The sequence below is a fragment of the Pseudomonas sp. PARCl1 genome (assembly GCF_947311875.1).
Taxonomy (GTDB): Bacteria; Pseudomonadota; Gammaproteobacteria; order Pseudomonadales; family Pseudomonadaceae; genus Aquipseudomonas; species Aquipseudomonas juntendi.
This window is the reverse complement of record NZ_CAMZMX010000001.1, coordinates 107,524-121,161: the sequence shown is the minus strand read 5'-3', so window position 1 is coordinate 121,161 and position 13,638 is coordinate 107,524. Positions and strand designations below refer to the sequence as shown.

General features: G+C 63.7%; 9 protein-coding genes. 5 read left to right on the top strand and 4 right to left on the bottom strand.

Translation table 11 applies throughout. The features are described from left to right. Positions 1-73: 73 nt before the first annotated feature. Complete coding sequence (locus QME24_RS00575; protein WP_009682136.1) at positions 74-1,564, bottom strand: aldehyde dehydrogenase family protein; 1,491 nt, start codon at positions 1,562-1,564, stop codon at positions 74-76. Between the two features lie 136 nt (positions 1,565-1,700). Here QME24_RS00575 and QME24_RS00570 point away from each other — a divergent pair, with 136 nt between their 5' ends. Both QME24_RS00570 and QME24_RS00565 read left to right on the top strand, forming a co-directional pair. Continuing rightward, on the top strand, positions 1,701-2,591 hold the full coding sequence (locus tag QME24_RS00570; RefSeq protein ID WP_054905184.1) for a LysR family transcriptional regulator: 891 nt from the start codon (positions 1,701-1,703) through the stop codon (positions 2,589-2,591). 179 nt (positions 2,592-2,770) lie between these two features. Beyond that, positions 2,771-4,165, top strand: coding sequence for a VOC family protein (locus QME24_RS00565; RefSeq protein WP_054905185.1), 1,395 nt, complete (start codon positions 2,771-2,773; stop codon positions 4,163-4,165). Positions 4,166-4,295: 130 nt separating this feature from the next. On the opposite strand, the gene QME24_RS00560 is transcribed toward QME24_RS00565, so the two are convergent. Then, positions 4,296-6,194: a methyl-accepting chemotaxis protein gene (locus QME24_RS00560; RefSeq protein WP_280091076.1), complete on the bottom strand. Its 1,899-nt coding sequence runs from the start codon at positions 6,192-6,194 to the stop codon at positions 4,296-4,298. Between the two features lie 175 nt (positions 6,195-6,369). Further along, complete coding sequence (locus tag QME24_RS00555) at positions 6,370-7,296, bottom strand: LysR substrate-binding domain-containing protein (RefSeq protein ID WP_054905187.1); 927 nt, start codon at positions 7,294-7,296, stop codon at positions 6,370-6,372. Positions 7,297-7,449: 153 nt separating this feature from the next. Here QME24_RS00555 and QME24_RS00550 point away from each other — a divergent pair, with 153 nt between their 5' ends. Next, positions 7,450-8,838, top strand: coding sequence for a NorM family multidrug efflux MATE transporter (locus QME24_RS00550; RefSeq protein WP_192441283.1), 1,389 nt, complete (start codon positions 7,450-7,452; stop codon positions 8,836-8,838). Between the two features lie 84 nt (positions 8,839-8,922). Here QME24_RS00550 and QME24_RS00545 read toward each other — a convergent pair whose 3' ends face one another. After that, positions 8,923-10,590, bottom strand: coding sequence for a bifunctional diguanylate cyclase/phosphodiesterase (locus tag QME24_RS00545; protein WP_192441285.1), 1,668 nt, complete (start codon positions 10,588-10,590; stop codon positions 8,923-8,925). 297 nt (positions 10,591-10,887) lie between these two features. Between QME24_RS00545 and rep the strand changes: the two genes are divergently transcribed. Further along, a complete protein-coding gene (rep, locus tag QME24_RS00540; protein ID WP_029887601.1) occupies positions 10,888-12,897 on the top strand; it encodes a DNA helicase Rep in 2,010 nt (669 codons plus the stop codon). Positions 12,898-12,961: 64 nt separating this feature from the next. Beyond that, positions 12,962-13,534 carry a xanthine phosphoribosyltransferase gene (locus tag QME24_RS00535; RefSeq protein WP_009683322.1) on the top strand — a complete coding sequence of 191 codons (573 nt, stop codon included), beginning with the start codon at positions 12,962-12,964 and terminating at the stop codon, positions 13,532-13,534. The last annotated feature ends 104 nt before the right edge of the window (positions 13,535-13,638 follow it).

The window sequence follows — 13,638 nt, the reverse complement described above, 5'->3', positions numbered from 1 at the left end:
CTGTGCAGTGCCCGTAGGAGCGGGTTCACCCGCGAACCGGGGGCAAAGCCCCCGGCCATGCAGCATCAACCGATCAGTCGAACACGATACCCTGTGCCAGCGGCAGCTCGCGCGAGTAGTTCACAGTGTTGGTCTGGCGGCGCATGTAGCCCTTCCAGGCATCCGAACCGGATTCCCGGCCACCACCGGTCTCTTTCTCGCCACCGAACGCACCGCCGATCTCGGCACCGCTGGTGCCGATGTTGACGTTGGCAATGCCGCAATCACTACCCGCAGCGCTCTGGAAACGTTCGGCCTCACGCAGGTCGGTGGTGAAGATGCACGACGACAGGCCTTGTGGCACTTCGTTGTTCAGGCGCAGGGCCTCTTCAAAGTCGTCGTAGGCCAGTACGTAGAGGATCGGGGCGAAGGTTTCGTGGCGGACCACGTCGCTTTGCGCCGGCATTTCAGCGATGGCTGGCGACACGTAGTAGGCATTCGGGTACTGCTCGGCCAGCTGACGCTCACCACCGAATACCTGGCCGCCTTCGTCGCGGGCCTTGGCCAGGGCGCCCTGCATGGCGTCGAACGACAGCTTGTCGATCAACGGGCCAACCAGGTTGTCCTTGCGCGGGTCGCCAATGCGGACTTTGCCGTAGGCAGCTTTGACCCGGGCAACCACTTCGTCCTTGATCGAACGGTGCACGATCAGGCGGCGCAGGGTGGTGCAGCGCTGGCCGGCGGTACCGACCGCCGAGAACAGGATGCCGCGCACGGCCAGGTCGAGGTCGGCGCTGGGGGCCAGGATCATGGCGTTGTTGCCGCCCAGCTCAAGGATGCTGCGGCCGAAGCGTGCAGCCACACGTGGGCCAACTTCGCGCCCCATGCGGGTGCTGCCGGTGGCGCTGACGAGCGGCACACGCGGGTCGTCGACCAGGGCTTCACCGGCTTCACGGCCACCGATGACCAGCTGCGCCAGGCCCGCCGGGGCGTCACCAAAGGCTTTCAGGGCTTTTTCGAACAGTGCCTGGCACGCCAGGGCGGTCAGCGGGGTTTTCTCGGACGGCTTCCATACCACGGAGTTGCCGGCCACCAGGGCCAGTGCGGTGTTCCAGGCCCACACCGCGACCGGGAAGTTGAAGGCGCTGATCACGCCGACCACCCCCAGCGGGTGCCAGGTTTCACGCATATGGTGCCCTGGGCGCTCGGAAGCGATGGTCAGGCCGTACAGCTGGCGCGACAGCCCCACGGCGAAGTCGCAGATATCGATCATTTCCTGAACTTCACCCAGGCCTTCCTGGGTGATTTTGCCGGCTTCGATCGAGACCAGCTCGCCGAGGTCGGCCTTGTGCGCACGCAGCACTTCGCCAAACAGACGCACCAGCTCGCCGCGGCGTGGTGCCGGTACGCTGCGCCAGGCTTCGAAGGCGCTCTGGGCCTGGTCGATGCAGGCGGTGGTCTCGGCCTTGCCGAGCAGTTTCACCGAGGCGATCTGGCTGCCGTCGATCGGCGTGTGAACAGGGTAATCGCCCTGGGTGTAAGCCTCGGCGGCAACGCCAAGGCGCTCGAGCAATCCAGCAACCATTTGTGCTTCTCCTACATCGGGTGATGGGGTGGAAAAATGATGTGGATCAGTATTAATCCGATCACATAGGTACAACAAACGACCTTTATTCCGCATATCATTCCACCAGGTAATGATCCGTATCGCAGAGACCGCTATGTCCAAACGCCTGGTGCCCTCCATGACCGCCCTGCAGTGCTTTGAAGCTGCAGCCCGCCATTTGAGTTTTACCCGTGCCGCTGAAGAGCTGCACCTGACCCAGAGCGCGGTCAGCAAGCAGGTGGCGCAGCTGGAGGACATGCTGCGCCATCACCTGTTCCTGCGCATTCGCCGGCGCCTGCAACTGACCCCGGCCGGCAGCCTGTACCTGGCCGAGGTCAACAAGATCCTTACCCAGGTGGATATGTCCAGCCGCTACGTGCTCACCTATGGCGAGCAGACCGAGATACTGAAGGTCGCCACTCAACCGAGTTTTGGCGTGCGCTGGCTGATCCCGCACCTCAAGGGCTTTGGCAAACGGCACAGCAATATCCACCTGGATATCCGCAACGAGATGGAGCCGTTCGCCCTGCTGCAGGGTTCGGCGGATGTGGTGTTCTTCTATGGTCAGGGCACCTGGCCGGGTGCCACCTGCGTGGCGCTGTTCGGCGAAGAAGTGGTGCCGGTGTGTGCGCCGGAGCTGCTGGCCGGGCGTGAGTTGGCGGGCGCCGAACAGCTGGCTGAGTTGGTGCTGTTGCAGAGTACCTCGCGCCCCGAGGCCTGGCACGAGTGGTTCCTGGAGCAGGGCCTGCAAAGCGTCAACGCCTACCACGGGCCGCGCTTCGATACCTTCTATATGGCATTGAGCGCCGCGCAGACAGGCTGCGGGGTAGCACTGGTGCCGCGCTACCTGGCAGCCAAGGAGCTGGCCGACGGCAGCCTGGTGGTGCCATGGGATCACGCCATGCGCAGTGCCGGGGCGCATTACCTGGCGTATGCCGAGCATGCGGCGGAGGTGCCCAAGGTACGGGCGTTGGTGGAGTGGATCGGCGAGCAGTTGCAGGTTTGAGGTTGCCGGGCCTACCTCGACCTGTAGGAGCGGCCTTGTGTCGCGATGGGCTGCAAAGCAGCCCGAATGGCCCTTGAGGTCGATCAAAAAAGGAATGACACACTCACTTTTTTTCGCTTGTGAGCAAGGTGCATTCCCAGCTTTCATGTAAGCGTCCGAACCTAACCAGGAAGCTAGCGATGCCCGCCCACGATTTCGTCAGCCCCGACAGCATTCGCGCGCAGTTTTCTGCCGCCATGTCGCTCATGTACAAACAGGAAGTGCCGCTGTACGGCACGCTGCTGGAGCTGGTGAGCGAAATCAACCAGCAGGTCATGGCCCAGCAGCCCGACGTTGCCGAGGCCCTGCGCTGGACCGGCGAAATCGAGCGCCTGGACCACGAGCGGCATGGCGCCATCCGGGTTGGCACCGCCGCAGAACTGGCTACCATCGCCCGCCTGTTCGCGGTGATGGGCATGCAGCCGGTTGGGTACTACGACCTTAGCTCTGCCGGTGTGCCGGTGCACTCCACCGCCTTCCGCGCGGTGCACGAGCAGTCCCTGCACATCAGCCCGTTCCGGGTGTTCACCTCGCTGCTGCGCCTGGAACTGATCGACAACCCGCAACTGCGCGAACTGGCCCAGAGCATTCTGGCCAAGCGCCAGATCTTCACCGCGCGCGCCCTCGAACTGATCGCCCAGTGCGAGCGCGACGGCGGCTTGAATGCCACCGATGCCGCCGCATTCGTGCAGGAGGCCCTGCACACCTTCCGCTGGCACCAGGACGCCACCGTCACCGCCGAGCAATATCAGCAGTTGCACGATCAGCACCGCCTGATTGCCGACGTGGTGGCCTTCAAGGGCCCGCACATCAACCACCTGACCCCGCGTACGCTGGACATCGATGCCATTCAGGTCGGCATGCCGGCCAAGGGCATTCCGCCCAAGGCCGTGGTGGAAGGCCCGCCCACCCGCCGCCACCCGATCCTGCTGCGCCAGACCAGCTTCAAGGCCCTGCAGGAAAAGGTCGCCTTCAGCGACCAGCAGGGCAGCGAAGGCAGCCACACCGCGCGCTTTGGCGAAATCGAGCAACGCGGTGCGGCCCTGACACCCAAGGGCCGCCAGCTGTACGACAAACTGCTCGATGCCACCCGCGCTGCCTTGGGCGGTGCGCCTGCCGAGGCCAACGCCGAACGTTACATGACACTGCTGAAGGACAGCTTTGCCGAATTCCCGGACGACCTCGCGCAGATGCGTGAGCAGGGCCTGGCGTATTTCCGTTACTTCGCTACCGAGAAAGGCCTGGCTGCGCGGGATCAGGACGGTCGCCCGACTACCCTGGAGGGCTTGATCGAGGCCGGCCATGTGCACTTCGAAGCGCTGGTCTACGAGGACTTTCTGCCGGTAAGCGCGGCGGGCATCTTCCAGTCCAACCTGGGTGACGATGCGCAGGCCGAGTACGGCAGCAATGCCAACCGCGATGCCTTTGAAGCAGCATTGGGGCTGCAGGTGCAGGATGAACTGGCGCTGTATGCGCAAAGCGAGCGGCGGTCGCTGCAGGCTTGTGCGCAGGCGTTGAACCTAGGTTCGATGTAAGCCGGTAGATCGCCGGGGGCGCTTGGCGCCCCATTCGCGGGCACGCCCGCTCCCACAGGTTCAAGGCTTGCGCTGTACCTGTGGGAGCGGGCGTGCCCGCGAATGGGCCGCAAAGCGGCCCCCTGCGGTATCAGCGAAAACGGTCGACCTCCTGCCGCAGCTGCGCCGCCAGCCCTTCCAGCTCCCGCGCGGTAAAGGCCAGCTCATTGGCCACCTCGCGCTGCTCGCCGTTGGCCTGGGCAATGCTCTGCAAATTGCGGCTGAGCACCGTCGCCGTGCTGCTCTGCTCCTGAGTCGCCGTACTGATCACCGTGAACTGCTCACCCGCCGCACGGCTCTGCTCGTCGATACGCGCCAGCGCTTGCGCCACCTTGTCATTGCGCTGCAGACCTTCCTGCATCAGCTGGTTACCCTGCTCCAGCGTCGTGATGGCGTGCCCGGTCTGCTGCTGGATGCTGGTGATCATCCCGGATATTTCATCCGTGGCCTGGCGGGTTCGTGCGGCCAGGCTGCGCACTTCGTCCGCCACCACCGCAAAGCCGCGGCCCTGCTCACCGGCGCGGGCAGCCTCGATGGCCGCATTCAACGCCAGCAGGTTGGTCTGTTCGGCGATGGCAGTGATCACGCTGATGATGCCGCCGATTTCCTGCGAGCGCGCCCCCAGGCTGTCCATCACCGTGGCCGTACCGCCGAGGGCATCGGCAATCTGCTTCAGCGAACGCGATGCTTCATCCATGGCGCTGCGGCCGATGCGGGTCTGCTGGGCATTGTCACGCGCCATGCGCTCGGTGCCCGCCATGTTGTCGGCGATGTTCATCGAGGTGGCGCTGAACTCCTCCACCGCACCGGCCATGCTGGTGATTTCACCGGACTGCTGCTCCATGCCCTCGCAGGCCCCGGCCGACAGGCCAGACAACGATTTGGCGCGCGAGCTGACTTGCTCGGACGCACTGCGAATGTGCTCGACCATGCCTGACAAGGCCTCGCCCATCTTGTTGAAGCTGCTGGCCAGTTGGCCGATTTCGTCGTGGCTGGTCACGCTCAGCCGCGCGCTCAGGTCACCTGCGCCCAGCGCTTCGGCCTGGCGCACCAGCGCGTCCAGCGGCCGCAGCTTGCGCCGCAACAGCCATAGGGTAGCCGCCACCGCCAGGACCATCGCCAGCAGGCTGCCGATGGCCAGGCGCAGGCCTACACTCCAGGTCACCTCACGGATTTCCGCCATCGGCATGCTCGCCACCACCGTCCACGGGCCTTCGGCAAGTGCGGCCGTTGCGCTGTACAGCGGTTGATCGGCATTGGCTGGTGGCACCAGCCACTGGCCGTTCTCGTCCTGCAGGGCCAGCGAACCGGTCTGGCCAATGCGGAAACGCTTGAGGTTGGCAAACTGGGTGTTCTGCGCATCGGTGTAGTCGAAGCCAACGAACAATACGGCAATTACCCGGCCGTTGCCGTCACTTACCGGCACATAGCGGGTCATGTAGTTACGCTCGAACAAAACGGCGCGGCCAACGTACATTTGCCCGGCCAGCAACTTGCGGTAGGCCGGGTGCTGACGGTCGAGCTGAGTGCCGATGGCGCGGCTGCCGTCCTGCTTCTTCAGGTTGGTGCTGATGCGCACGAAGTCTTCGCCACTGCGCACGAACAGCGTGGCGATGCCAGCGGTCATCTGCTGGAATTCGTCAACCTGCTGAAAATCGTTGTTCAGCAAATGATCACCCAGGTACAGCGCCGGTGTTGCCTGCCCGGCGACCTGCACCGTTTCACCGGCATGCAGCGACAGGCCCGAGGCGAAGCGGCGCTCGAACAACCCGCTGAGGCGCTGGGTATTGTCCTTGAGCGAACTGTGGAAGGTTTCGAGCTGGTCGGCCAGCAGGCGCGCTTCACTGCCCAGGTGCGCCTGGCGTGTGGCGAGGTTGGCATCGTCCAGCGAACGCAGGGCAAACAGGGTACTGCCGGAAATCACCAGCGCCAGCACGATGGCGAGGGCGACACCGAGCTGCGAGGCTATGCGGGCACGGGGTTGAGACATGTGAAGCTCCTGGCAAGAGGCCGGGATCGTCCTGATCACACTGACCGCCCGCTTTCTATCGACGGGAAGTGCGCCCTCTTCCGGGACGCTGGTGCCAGTGAATCGGCGTCGCGGGCGAATACTTGAGTGTCGGGCCGGGATATTCGCAAACGTTTTCTGTCGCCTCCACGGGCCATCAAAGGGGCGGGAGAATTTCCACATCCGGGAGATCCATGGCCGCTACCTCCTGTTCCAGAAATGCACTCAACCGGCGCAACCGCTCGCCCCCGCGTCGGGTACGCGGCCACACCAGGTAGTAATCCATGCCACTGGGCACCGCCGTCGGCCAGGGCAGGCTCAGGCGCTTCTGCGCCACGTCCTCGGCCACCATCAGCAAGTCGCCGATGGAGATGCCGTAGCCACGCGCTGCGGCAATCATGCTCAGCTCCAGCGTGTCGAAAACCTGCCCACCCTTGAGCGATACCTTGCCAGCGAGGCCCATGCGCTGCAGCCAGTCACGCCAGTCGCGCTTGTCCACCGTGGGGTGCAGCAGCTCGATACCGGCCAGCCGGGACACGCCCCAGGGCTTTTCGCCAAGCAGGTCCGGTGCGCCGACCGGAATCAACAACTCCGGGAACAGCTTGCGTACCTCCCAGTCTGCCGGGAACACTCCATCGCTGAGCAACACGGCACAATCGAACGGTTCCTGGTTGAAGTCCACATGGTCCACATCCATCCAGGCGCTGGTCAGTTGTACCTCGTTACCGGGTTGCAGGTGGCGAAACCGGCTCAGGCAGGCCAGCAGCCACCGCATGGTCAGGGTCGAAGGTGCTTTCATGCGCAGGATGTCATCTTCACCACACAGGGTTTCACAGGCACGGGCGAACGCGGCAAAGCCTTCGCGCACCCCCGGCAGCAATACCCGCCCAGCTTCGGTCAGTTGCAGGGTGCGGCCACTGCGCACGAACAGGCGGCAGGCGAAATGCTCTTCCAGGGTACGGATATGCCGGCTGATGGCACTTTGCGTGATCGACAGCTCTTCGCCCGCGCGGGTGAACGAACTGAGCCGCGCGGCGGCTTCGAATGCGCGCAAGGCATACAGCGGAGGTAGCTGGCGCGACATGAGGCACCTGCAATCCAGGGACAGAAGCGAATTATCCGAAACTTGCAGGCATGAGTTCAACTCATGCCAACCATCGCTTTTATCCTTTTGTGCAAAGTTGACCAAAGCCTCAGAATCGCGCTTCGTTGATCACCTCAGGAACAAGGACAGCCCATGCACGTCGCGCCCACTACAGAACTCAAGGCTTTACTGCGCCTGGCCGGGCCGCTGATCGCCTCGCAGCTGGCGCACATGCTGATGGTGCTGACCGACACCCTGATGATGGCCCGCATCAGCCCGCAGGCCTTGGCCGGCGGTGGCTTGGGCGCGGCCAGCTATTCCTTCGTGTCGATTTTCTGCCTGGGGGTGATCGCCGCAGTGGGTACCCTGGTGGCGATTCGCAAGGGCGCCAACGACATCGAAGGGGCCACCCGCCTGGCTCAGAACGGCCTGTGGCTGGCCTGGGGCCTGGCGCTGTTCGCCGCGCTGGTGCTGTGGAACCTTGAGCCGGTACTGCTGCTGTTCGGGCAACAGCCCGAGAACGTGGCCTCGGCTGCCCAGTTTCTGACCCTGCTGCCGCTGGCGTTGCCCGGTTACCTGACCTTCATGGCCTTGCGCGGGTTCACCAGTGCCCTTGGCCGTTCGACCCCGGTGATGGTCATCAGCCTGGTTGGCACGGTGCTGAACTACCTGCTCAACGTGGCGCTGATCGAGGGCATGTTCGGCCTGCCCAGGCTCGGGCTGATGGGTATCGGCCTGGTCACTGCGGTGGTGTCGATGGGCATGGCCATTGCCCTGTCGTTGTACATCCGCTGGCACCCGGCCTATGCCGCCTACCCGCTGCGCAAGGGCCTGTCGCGCCCATCGCTGCACGCCCTGCGTGAGCTGTGGCGGCTGGGCCTGCCGATTGGCGGCACCTACATGGTGGAAGTGGGCCTGTTCGCCTTTGCCGCGTTGTGCATGGGGGTGCTGGGCAGCACCGAATTGGCGGCCCACCAGATCGCCCTGCAGATCGTGTCCACGGCATTCATGGTGCCGACAGGGCTCTCCTATGCGGTAACCATGCGCGTGGGCTTGTACTACGGCGCCGGCAACCTGCTGGCGGCGCGCAGTGCGGGGCGCGTGGGCATCGGCTTCGGGGCAACCGTGATGTTTGCCTTTGCGGCGCTGTTTTTGCTGTTGCCCGAGGCGCTGGTGAGCCTGTTCATAGACCGTAATGACCCGGGCTTTGCCGCCATCTACCAACTGGCGGTGCACTTGTTGATGGTGGCCGCCTGGTTCGAGTTGTTCGATGGCATGCAGACCATCGCCATGGGCTCCATACGCGGCCTGAAAGATGCCAAGACCACCTTCCTGATCGGGCTGTGCTGCTATTGGCTGGTAGGCGCGCCGAGCGCCTGGCTGTTCGCGTTCAACCTGGGCGGCGGGGCGGTCGGGATCTGGTGGGGATTGGCGCTGGGGCTGGCGTGTGCGGCGGTGGCGCTGACCTTTGGTTTTGAGTGGCGGATGAAGCGGTTGTTGCGCAAAGCTGGGATGGGTGGAGAGGCTACCGCCTCGGCCTGACTTCAGGGCCTATTCGCGGGCACGCCCGCTCCCACAGGTACAGGGCGCGGCCCCTGTGGGAGTGGGCGTGCCCGCGAAAGGGCCCTAAAGGACAACCCCCAACTGACGGTCAGGCGCCTGCAGCAAAAACTCCATCAACTCCCCCACCGGCAGTGGCTTGCTGACCAGAAAACCTTGCACCTGGTCACAACCAAACCCGCGCAGCAGCTCCAGTTGCTCCTCACTCTCCACCCCTTCAGCCACCACTTCAAGGTTGAGGTTGTGCGCCAGGTTGATCATGGCGTGCACCAGCTTGCGGTTTTCCTCGCGCATTTCCATTTCGGCCACGAAACTGCGGTCCACCTTGAGCAACGTGATCGGCAGGCTGTTCAGGTGTACGAACGACGAAAAACCGGTGCCGAAGTCATCCAGCGAGAAGCGCACGCCCAGCCGGCCCAGCGCATCCATGGTCTGGCGTACCAGCTCGTTGCGGCGCATGACCGCCGTTTCGGTCAGCTCGAATTCCAGCCAGCGAGCATCCACCCCGTGCTCGAGGATCAGCCGGCTCAAGGTGGCCAGCAGCTGGCTATCCTGGAACTGGCGGAAGCTCAGGTTGACCGCCATGTGCAGCGGCTCCAGGCCGCGTTCGCACAACGCCTGCATGTCGCGCAGCGCACGGGAAATCACCCAGTAGCCCAATGGCACGATCAGGCCGCTTTGCTCCGCCAGCGGCACGAACTCGCAGGGCGGTAGCAGCCCCCGGTCCGAGTGCCGCCAGCGCACCAGCGCCTCGAGCCCCACGATGCGCCCATCGGCCAGGTTCAGTCGGGGTTGATAGTGCAGTTCCAGTTCATTCCGGCGCAGGGCGCGGCGCAGTTCGCTTTCCAGGTCGGCCAGGCTGCGGGCATTACGGTTGATGCGCTCGTTGAACACATGGAAGGTGCAGCCCTGGCTACCCTTGGCCTGGCGCATGGCGATGTGCGCGTGCCACATCAGCGGGTCGGCGCCGCCCTGGGCACGGGCATGCGCCAGGCCCAGGCTGCAGCCCAACAGCAAGCTTTCGCCATCGATCCAATAGGGCTCGGCCAGGGCCTCGACGATGCGTTCGGCAATCCATTCGGCGCGGTTCGGGTCGCGGCGCGTGTCGATCAGCAGCGCGAATTCGTCGCTGCCCAGGCGCGCCAACTGGTCCCCCGCTTCCAGTTGGTGTTTCAACCGGGCCACAACCTGCAGGATCAGGCGGTCACCGCTCTGGTGGCCAAGGGCGTCGTTGACGTGGCGGAAGTTGTCCAGGTCGAGGTGGCCGAGGGCAACGCCCCGGCCTTCGTTTTCAGCCAGCCGTGCCGTGAGCAAGGCCTGGAAGCCCTGGCGGTTGGCAATACCGGTCAGTGGGTCTTGCTCGGCAAGGCGCTGCAAGGTGGCCACCAGCACACCGCGTTCGCGCACATGCCGCAGCGAGCGGCGCAGGCTATCGGTGCTGAGCTGTTGGCGCACCAGCCAGTCGCTGACGCCGCTGGGGGCCACCGCGGGCTCGTCGTCCAGCAGCAGGATGGTCGGCAGCTCACAGCGCCCCGGCGCTGGTTGCAGTGCCGCAGTCGCCAGGACCACGGCTTGCCGGTCATGGCTGAAAAGGCTGTCGACGGCCTCCCAGTCAGGCGCCGTCAACAGCACTGCAGTGCCGCCCAACCCCTGCACGCACTCGCGCAGCAGCACGGCCCATTCCGGCTCATCAGCCAACAGCAGCAAACGCAGAGGTTCGACAGGCGTGGACAAGCGGGCTCCTTAGGGCTTCACGGCACAACGAGAGAAGATGAATATGCTACTGCATTGATGAAAATGATTTTCAATTTTATACATACACCGGACTCTGCGGCGACCCGACGTATTTTGTCGTGCATCCTGCGCGAAATCAGGCCCGTTCGGCAAATACGATTTTTCCAGTGCCTGGCATTAGCCTGACTAATACAGGGCGCCAATAAAAGTCTGACTCAGACGTCAGACGGTCACGCCACAACGGCCCCATGCCTGTTAGAATGCGCGGCTATTTTCTGGCGACCCCCGGTTTCTAGCATGTCCCGACTCAATCCCCGGCAGCAGGAAGCCCGTGACTATGTCGGCGGCCCTCTTTTGGTGCTCGCCGGTGCAGGCTCGGGCAAGACCAGCGTGATCACGCGCAAGATTGCCCACCTGATCCAGAACTGCGGCATTCGTGCCCAGTACATCGTGGCGATGACCTTTACCAACAAGGCCGCGCGCGAGATGAAGGAGCGGGTTGGCACCTTGCTGCGCCCGGGGGAAGGTCGCGGCCTGACGGTGTGTACCTTCCACAACCTGGGCCTGAACATCATCCGCAAGGAACACGAGCGGCTGGGCTACAAGCCGGGCTTCTCGATCTTCGACGAGTCCGACATCAAGGCGTTGCTGTCGGACATCATGCAGAAGGAATACTCAGGCGACGACGGCATCGACGAGATCAAGAACATGATCGGTGCCTGGAAGAACGACCTGATCCTGCCGCCAGAAGCCCTGGAAAAGGCGCGCAATCCGCGCGAGCAGACCGCCGCCATCGTCTACACCCACTACCAACGCACGCTCAAGGCGTTCAACGCAGTGGACTTCGACGACCTGATCCTGCAGCCGGTGAAGCTGTTCCAGGAACACCCCGAGGTGCTGGAGCGCTGGCAGAACCGCGTGCGCTACCTGCTGGTGGACGAGTACCAAGACACCAATGCCAGCCAGTACCTGCTGGTGAAGATGCTGATCGGCATGCGCAACCAGTTCACCGTGGTGGGCGACGACGACCAGTCCATCTATGCCTGGCGCGGTGCCCGCCCCGAGAACCTGATGCTGCTCAAGGAGGACTACCCCTCCCTGAAGATCGTCATGCTCGAACAGAACTACCGCTCCACCAGCCGGATCCTGCGCTGTGCCAACGTGCTGATCGCCAACAACCCGCACGCGTTCGAAAAACAGCTGTGGAGCGAGATGGGTGTAGGCGACGAGATCCGCGTGATCCGCTGCAAGAACGAGGAAGCCGAGGCCGAACGGGTGGCCATGGAGATCCTCACCTTGCACCTGCGCACCAACCGCCCGTACAGCGACTTTGCCATCCTCTACCGCGGCAACTACCAGGCCAAGCTGATCGAGCTGAAACTGCAGCACCACCAGGTGCCGTATCGCCTGTCGGGCGGCAACAGCTTCTTCGGCCGCCAGGAGGTCAAGGACCTGATGGCCTACCTGCGCCTGCTGGTGAACCCGGACGACGACAACGCCTACCTGCGGGTGATCAACGTGCCGCGCCGCGAGATCGGCTCCACCACCCTGGAAAAGCTCGGCAACTATTCCACCGAGCGCGGCATTTCCATGTACGCCGCCAGCGACGAGCTGGGCCTGGGTGAACACCTGGACGCCCGCTATACCGAGCGTTTGCAGCGCTTCAAACACTGGCTGGACGGGGTACGCCAGAAGGTCGCCCTGGAAGACCCGATTGCCGCGCTGCACGAGATGATCCGCGACATCGACTACGAAAACTGGATCCGCCAGCAGACCGCCAGCGACAAGGCCGCCGATTTCCGCATCAGCAACGTCTGGTTCCTGGTGGACGCACTGAAAAACACCCTCGAAAAGGATGAAGAGGGTGACATGACCATCGAGGACGCCATCGGCAAGCTGGTGCTGCGCGACATGCTTGAGCGCCAGCAGGAAGAAGAAGAGAACGCCGAAGGGGTGCAGATGATGACCCTGCATGCCTCCAAAGGCCTGGAGTTCCCCTACGTGTTCATCATGGGCATGGAAGAGGAAATCCTCCCGCACCGCTCCAGCATCGAGGCCGACACCATCGAAGAAGAGCGCCGCCTGGCCTATGTGGGTATCACCCGCGCCCGCCAGACCCTGGCCTTTACCTTCGCCGCCAAGCGCAAACAATACGGTGAAATCATCGACTGTACGCCCAGCCGGTTCCTCGACGAATTGCCACCCGACGACCTGGCCTGGGAAGGCCTGGACGACGCCCCGGTCGAGGTGAAGGCGGCACGCGGCAACAACGCCCTGGCCGACATCCGGGCAATGCTCAAACGCTGATCAACCATTACTCTTTAATATTGCCGCCTCCAGCGGCCACCTTTGTTACATCGAGGAAATCACAGTGGAAGCACTGCATCAGAAGATTCGCGAAGAAGGCATCGTGCTTTCCGATCAGGTCCTCAAAGTGGACGCGTTTCTCAACCACCAGATCGACCCGGCGCTGATGCAGCTGATCGGTGACGAGTTCGCCCGCCTGTTCGCCGATGCTGGCGTGACCAAGATCGTCACCATCGAAGCCTCGGGTATTGCCCCGGCAGTGATGACTGGCCTGAAGCTGGGCGTACCGGTGATCTTCGCCCGCAAGCACCAGTCGCTGACCCTGACCGAAAACCTGCTGACCGCCTCGGTGTACTCCTTCACCAAGCAGACCGAGAACACCGTGGCCATCTCGCCGCGCCACCTCAACAGCAGCGACCGCGTGCTGGTGATCGACGACTTCCTGGCCAACGGCAAGGCGTCGCAGGCACTGATCTCGATCATCAAGCAGGCCGGCGCCACCGTGGCCGGCCTGGGTATCGTCATCGAGAAGTCGTTCCAGGGCGGCCGCGCCGAGCTGGACAGCCAGGGCTACCGCGTTGAATCGCTGGCCCGGGTGAAGTCGCTGGAAGGTGGTGTGGTCACTTTCATCGAGTGATGCCGCGCTGCGGTCCCTTGTAGGAGCGGGTTCACCCGCGAATGCGATAGTGAATGTACCACCGCATTCGCGGGTAAACCCGCTCCTACATCGGGCCAATGCGC

What these genes read in the sequence shown, in the direction of transcription:
- QME24_RS00560 (WP_280091076.1), bottom strand. Translation starts at nt 6,194, where the DNA reads ATGTCTCAACCCCGTGCCCGCATAGCCTCGCAGCTCGGTGTCGCCCTC.
- rep (WP_029887601.1), top strand. Translation starts at nt 10,888, where the DNA reads ATGTCCCGACTCAATCCCCGGCAGCAGGAAGCCCGTGACTATGTCGGC.
- QME24_RS00575 (WP_009682136.1), bottom strand. Translation starts at nt 1,564, where the DNA reads ATGGTTGCTGGATTGCTCGAGCGCCTTGGCGTTGCCGCCGAGGCTTAC.
- QME24_RS00570 (WP_054905184.1), top strand. Translation starts at nt 1,701, where the DNA reads ATGTCCAAACGCCTGGTGCCCTCCATGACCGCCCTGCAGTGCTTTGAA.
- QME24_RS00555 (WP_054905187.1), bottom strand. Translation starts at nt 7,296, where the DNA reads ATGTCGCGCCAGCTACCTCCGCTGTATGCCTTGCGCGCATTCGAAGCC.
- QME24_RS00565 (WP_054905185.1), top strand. Translation starts at nt 2,771, where the DNA reads ATGCCCGCCCACGATTTCGTCAGCCCCGACAGCATTCGCGCGCAGTTT.
- QME24_RS00550 (WP_192441283.1), top strand. Translation starts at nt 7,450, where the DNA reads ATGCACGTCGCGCCCACTACAGAACTCAAGGCTTTACTGCGCCTGGCC.